6 protein-coding genes are annotated in these 6,225 nt (G+C 52.1%); 4 read left to right on the forward strand and 2 right to left on the reverse strand.

All coding sequences use genetic code 11. The features are described from left to right. The 4 genes from D6694_01625 to D6694_01640 all read left to right on the forward strand — a co-directional run. Positions 1–188: hypothetical protein (locus D6694_01625; protein ID RMH47675.1), on the forward strand; the 188-nt coding region annotated here is incomplete at its 5' end. After that, positions 170–913 carry a hypothetical protein gene (locus tag D6694_01630; GenBank protein RMH47676.1) on the forward strand — a complete coding sequence of 248 codons (744 nt, stop codon included), beginning with the start codon at positions 170–172 and terminating at the stop codon, positions 911–913. The genes D6694_01625 and D6694_01630, both read left to right, overlap by 19 nt. Before the next feature lie 88 nt (positions 914–1,001). Then, the gene (locus tag D6694_01635) at positions 1,002–3,056 is read left to right on the forward strand and encodes a M13 family peptidase (protein ID RMH47680.1); all 2,055 of its coding nucleotides are present in this window, start codon (positions 1,002–1,004) and stop codon (positions 3,054–3,056) included. A 130-nt stretch (positions 3,057–3,186) separates the two neighbouring features. Continuing rightward, positions 3,187–3,981, forward strand: a complete 795-nt coding sequence (locus tag D6694_01640; protein ID RMH47677.1) for an inositol-1-monophosphatase — start codon at positions 3,187–3,189, stop codon at positions 3,979–3,981. A gap of 77 nt (positions 3,982–4,058) precedes the next feature. Here D6694_01640 and secF read toward each other — a convergent pair whose 3' ends face one another. Then, positions 4,059–5,000 carry a protein translocase subunit SecF gene (secF, locus tag D6694_01645; GenBank protein RMH47678.1) on the reverse strand — a complete coding sequence of 314 codons (942 nt, stop codon included), beginning with the start codon at positions 4,998–5,000 and terminating at the stop codon, positions 4,059–4,061. Positions 5,001–5,013: 13 nt separating this feature from the next. Then, a partial coding sequence (gene secD, locus D6694_01650) for a protein translocase subunit SecD (GenBank protein RMH47679.1) occupies positions 5,014–6,225 on the reverse strand: 1,212 nt, incomplete at its 5' end.

Consider the following 6,225-nt stretch of genomic DNA (forward strand, 5'->3'; position numbering starts at 1 on the left):
ATACCGGAGATTTACTGTTAATGCCGTCTTATGTGCCGCAAGAACATTTTGCCTACTTGGGCCAGCGGCCGAGGATTCTTGTCGGATTTCGGGCATGGATTCGTGATGAACGGACCATCCCGATGCTTCCAATCGCAACACACAATCTACGAGCCATTCCACTCGTGCCATGGCAGGAGGTGCACTAATGCAAATTTTTCACGCCTTTGCCGTGCCATTTGGTGAAGCCTATTACCCGTCGCAAGAAAGGGACACACTGTGTACGGAACTCAAAACACTGCTGGAGAGTCGTCGCGCGCAATACGAAGATCAAGTTCGCAACGAAATCAAGCGGGATACGCAAAAGGGTAATCTGTTTGAAAGCCGTTTCAATTTGTTTAACTGGCCAGATGAGCCGATACAAAAACTGCGTCGATTCACGGTTGAACAGCTACGCCTATTGCTGTCACATATTACGACATTGGCGCCCCACCAACTTGAGGCCCTGCAATTTCATTTTCACACATGGTTCCACCTGACCGGATTTGCTGGCCGGCAAGGCATCCACAACCATTCTAACGCCTCCTGGTCGGGCATTTTTTGTGTCGACCCGGGCGAAATGCATCCAGACTTTCCCGACAGCGGCGTGGTGGCTTTTCATGATCCCAGAACCAACGCCGACATTTACGAAGACTCGGGAAATCGATACCTGAAACCACCATTCGCCCACGGTTTCTTGCGCATCAAACATGAAAAAGGCCGGCTATTTCTCTTTCCTTCGTACCTATTGCACGAAATCTTTCCATACTTTGGCCAGAGACACCGCATCATCATCGCTTTCAATTGTCGGGTTTTGCTTCCCGAAGATTACCCCGAACCGGCATTGCGGCTTATCGAAGAACCCGCGCCGTTTCCGCCCAACGAAAAAATGTAACAATGTTTTACAAATGCTAGAGACACATGCTTGATGGGGATAGACTGACGACACTCTGGTCAAGCCAAATGAAGAGGGATAGATGAACATGAAGAAAACACTAGTGACAGGGGCGATTGCCGCCACATTAACACTCGTGACGAGCTGTCAGTCTTTATCAAAACCCAAACCGTCGGACGCGACGCCCCAATTGAGCTCGGGCATCGAGCTTCAGTACATTGACAAAAGCGTGCGCCCTCAGGATGACTTTTACCTTTACGTCAACGGTGGGTGGTTAAAAACCCATGAGATCCCCGCCGACAAGACCGCCATCGGCTCATTCTACAGCTTACGCGACAAAGCCGATGAAGACGTCAAAGCCATTATTGAGGAGTTGGCAGCGCGTTCCGATCTCAAGGCGGGTTCAGATGAACAAAAAATCGCCGATATGTATCGCGCCTTCATGAACGTCGACCAGCTCAATGAACTTGGCCTTAAACCGTTGGCAAAAGAATTTGGCGAGATTGATAAGTTGTCAAGCTACAGCGACTTTGAACAATATCTCGCTGTATTGCGCACCCGTGGCGTGTCAAATCCGCTGTTGTTCTATGTCAGCGTCGATGCCAAAAACGCCAAGCAATATGCGGCGCACATTTGGCAAGGTGGGCTGGGACTGCCTGATCGCGACTACTACTTGTCTGACAAGCCTCGCTATCAAAAACTTCGCAAAGCGTATCTGGCGCACTTGACCGCAATGTTCAAACTGGCAGGCTTTTCATCGCCAGAAAAGACCGCAAAAGACGTTTTTGATTTTGAAAAAAAACTGGCCGAACTGCACTGGACTCGGGTAGAGAGTCGCGACAGCGAGAAACGCTACAACAAGTTTTCGCGCGAAGCACTCAAAAAATTCGCCCCGGAATTTGATTGGGACGGATATTTCGCGGCGTTAGGCGTCCCTGACCTGGACCAAGTGATCATCAATCAGCCAAGTTTTGTTCGTGGCTTTGCCGAACTGACCATCAAAACACCGTTACCGGTGCTGAAAAACTATCTGCGCTGGCTGGTTTTGAATGACGCAGCAAGCTACCTCAGCCAAGACTTTGACAAGCAAAATTTCGAGTTTTACGGAAAAGTCCTGTCTGGCCAGCAACAACAAAAACCACGCTGGAAACGAGGCGTCTCGCTCGTCAACGGCACTCTGGGCGAGTTGGTTGGCAAACGCTATGTCGCACGTCACTTCAAACCAGAAGCCAAGGCCCGAATGACGCAACTGGTGGAAAATCTCAGAAAGGCGTACGCCGAAAGTATTGATCAGCTTGATTGGATGTCGGAAGCCACGAAAAAACAGGCAAAGGCCAAACTGGCCGCGTTCCGGCCCAAAATTGGCTATCCAGATCGTTGGCACGACTATAGCGAACTGCAGATTCGCGCCGATGACCTGATCGGTAACTTACGCCGTGTGGCACTGGATGCCCATAAAAAATCGATCGACAAACTCGACGAACCAGTGCGCGACTGGGAGTGGGGCATGACGCCGCAAACCGTAAACGCCTATTACAGCCCGACACGCAATGAAATCGTCTTCCCCGCGGCCATTCTGCAACCACCATTCTTCAACATGGAAGCAGACGACGCTGTCAACTACGGTGGCATTGGCGCGGTCATCGGCCACGAAATGGGGCACGGTTTCGACGATCAGGGCAGCCGCTATGATGGTGAAGGCAACCTCAGAAACTGGTGGACCAAGCGCGATCTCGAAGAGTTTAAAAAGCGCACCCAACAATTGGTCGAGCAATATAACCAGTACAAGCCGTTCCCGGATGTTCATGTCAATGGTCAGCTGACCCTTGGCGAAAACATCGGGGACTTAGCTGGAGTGACCATCGCCTACAAGGCGTACAAAATGTCGCTTAACGGCAAACCGGCGCCAGTTATCGACGGCCTGACCGGTGACCAGCGCTTCTTCATGGGCTTTGCGCAAATCTGGCGCATTAAAATGCGTGAAAAAGCCTTGCGCAACCGGATAGCTACCGATCCGCATTCTCCGGCGCACTACCGCACCATTGGCCCACTGTCCAATGTGCCGGAGTTTTATGAAGCCTTTGACGTCAAACCTGGCGATAAAATGTACTTGCCACCGGAAAAACGCGTCAAAATCTGGTGATCATTGACAAAGCCCCGCCGAGCGGGGCTTTTGTTTATCTGCACCGCTTGCACTTCAGCTCAACTCTGCTATCCTAGCGCCACCCCTTGCCGGGGCGTTCTCATCGTTCTTTCAATAATCGGGTTAGATCATGCACGCATACTTAAACATTGCCATTCGCGCCGCCCGCGCAGCCGGTCAGTTGCTTCGTCGCTCATTTGCGGACGTTGCGCCCATTGCCAGCCAACTCAAAGGCAAAAATGACTACGTGACGGAAATTGACCGTGCGGTAGAAAACCTGATTATCGACACCATCCGGCAAACCTATCCGGATCACGCCATCATGGGCGAAGAGTCTGGCCAACACGGTTCCGGCACAGAAGAAGTTCAGTGGATCATTGACCCTTTGGATGGCACAACCAACTTTATCCACGGCATTCCCCATTTTGCCATCAGCATTGCTGTCCAAATTCAAGGCCGAATTTCCCACGGGCTCGTCTACGATCCCATTAAAGAGGAGTTGTTTACTGCTTCTCGTGGCGCAGGGGCTCAACTGAACAATCGTCGCATTCGTGTTTCAGACAGAAAGCGGCTTGAAGGGGCCTTGCTGGCCACAGGCTTTCCATTTCGCAGACGCGAACACATGGATGCCTGGATAAACGGTTTTCGTGCTTTGATGCAAGATTGTGCCGATATGCGCCGTGCTGGTGCCGCCGCCTTAGATCTTGCCTATGTGGCGGCCGGACGTCTTGATGGTTTTTGGGAATTTGGCTTGCAACCATGGGACATCGCGGCGGGCAGCTTGTTGGTGAAAGAAGCTGGCGGCATCGTCGACGACATGGATGGTACCGGCAAGTACATGGCTTCCGGGGACATCGTGGCAGCCAGCCCGAAAGTGTTCAAGGATATGCTCAAAAAGCTGCAACATCGTCACCAGACCGGGTAGCCGTTGTTATCACAAACGCGGCAACACAGTCATCGAAAAAAGGCGCCATTATCGGCGCCTTTTTCATACTTGAACCCTCACAGCAAGGGCGGTTGATCGGCCCCTTCTTTTTCTACCTGGGGCGGCATCAAATCTTCTTTGCTCACGCCCAAGGTCAGTGCCAGCGTACTTGCGACATAAATTGATGAGTAAGTCCCGATCAAAATACCAATCAACAAGGCGGTGGCAAAGCCGTGAATCAGCGCCCCACCCCACACGAACAAAGCCACCAGCACCATAATGGTGGTGCCGGATGTGATCAACGTCCGCGACAATGTCTGGTTGATCGACTTGTTCACCACTTCTTCCGGTGTGGCCTTCCGCAGCTTGAGAAAGTTTTCGCGAATGCGGTCATACACCACAATGGTGTCGTTCAATGAATAACCAATCACCGCCAGAATCGCGGCCAACACGGTGAGGTCGAACTCCAGGCCACGCAGGGAAAAGATACCGATGGTGATCAATACGTCATGCGCCAAGGCCGCCACCGCCCCAACGGAGAATTTCCATTCAAACCGGGCGGCTACGTAGATCATGATACAGATCAGCGCGAGTACCATGGCTAGGATGCCCTGCTGCGTGAGTTCTTCACCCACACTTGGGCCAACGAACTCAATCTGACGCATTTCAACCTTTTGGCCACCTTCACGCAGCGCTTTCAGCACAATTTCACCAACTTCTTGACCTTTCTTGCCCTCCACCGGCGGAATACGAATCGCCACATCATTGGACGTGCCAAAATACTGCACGATGGCCCCATCCAACCCGGCTTCTTTCAAGCGCGTGCGCACTTCTTTCAGATCCGCAGTTTGCGGGTAATGCACTTCCACTCGTGTACCACCGGTAAAATCTAGGCCAAAGTTCAACCCGAAAAAGCCCAGCTCAACGATAGAAATCAGCACCAGAATTGCCGAAAACACCACCGCGATCCGGCCAAATTTCAGGAAATTGATATTGGTTTTATCATTCAAAAATTGCATGTCCGGCTCCTAACTAAATCCACAGCTTCTTGACCTTGCGGCCGCCATACAGCAGATTGACCACCGCACGGGTGCCCATAATGGCGGTAAACATTGAGGTCAGAATCCCGATGGACAGGGTCACCGCAAAGCCCTTGATCGGGCCGGTGCCCACCGCAAACAAAATGATTGCAGCCACCAGTGTGGTCACGTTCGCATCGGCAATCGTTGAAAGCGCGGAATCATAACCTTGGTGAATGGCACGCTGAATGCCGGACTCCCGCAATTCCTCACGAATCCGTTCAAAGATCAGCACGTTCGCGTCCACAGCCATCCCCACCGTAAGCACGATACCGGCAATGCCCGGTAGGGTCAGCGTTGCTCCCAGCATCGACATAATGGCAACAATCAGGATCAAATTGACCACCAGGGCCAGATTGGCGATCAGACCAAATACCCGGTAGTAGAGCAACATGAAGGCAAGCACCATGGCCATGCCGATCTTGACCGACAAAAAGCCCATTTTGATGTTTTCAGCCCCAAGGCTTGGTCCAATCGTCCTTTCCTCGACAATTTGCACCGGGGCAACCAAAGCGCCAGCACGCAGCAACAAAGCCAGATCGTGCGCTTCCTTGGCACTATCAATGCCGGTGATCCGGAAACGACTGCCAAGGGTCGATTGAATCGTCGCCACACTGATAACCTGCTCAATCTTGCGCGGCTTCCCCTTGGGCTTCATCACGCCATTGACTTCTTCGTATTCCGTCTTGTATTCGATGAAAACCGTCGCCATCGGCCGGCCAATGTTTTCACTCGAGATCGCCGCCATGCGCGCTCCACCCTTACTGTCAAGGGTGATGTTCACCTGCGGCAATCCGTTCTCGTCCGCCCCGGTCGACGCATCGACAATCTGATCACCGGTCGCAATCACCTCTTTGAGCAGCAGCTCGGGACGACCATCCTTCCAATAGTAAAGTTTTGAATCAGGCGGCACACGCCCGTTTAAGGCGTCTTGGATTGGATAGCCCGTCTTGACCAGATGGAATTCGATCGAGGCAGTGGCTCCAAGAATTTTCTTGGCTTGTGCTGAATCTTGTACGCCAGGCAACTGCACAACAATGCGCTCAGCCCCCTGACGCTGGATTAAGGGTTCGGCCACACCTAGCTGGTTGACACGGTTTCGCAGCGTCGTAATGTTCTGCTTAACCGCATAATCACGAATTTCCTTAAGCTTGCTTTCCTTCAG

It is taken from the genome of Gammaproteobacteria bacterium (assembly GCA_003696665.1).
In the GTDB taxonomy this organism is placed as follows: domain Bacteria; phylum Pseudomonadota; class Gammaproteobacteria; order Enterobacterales.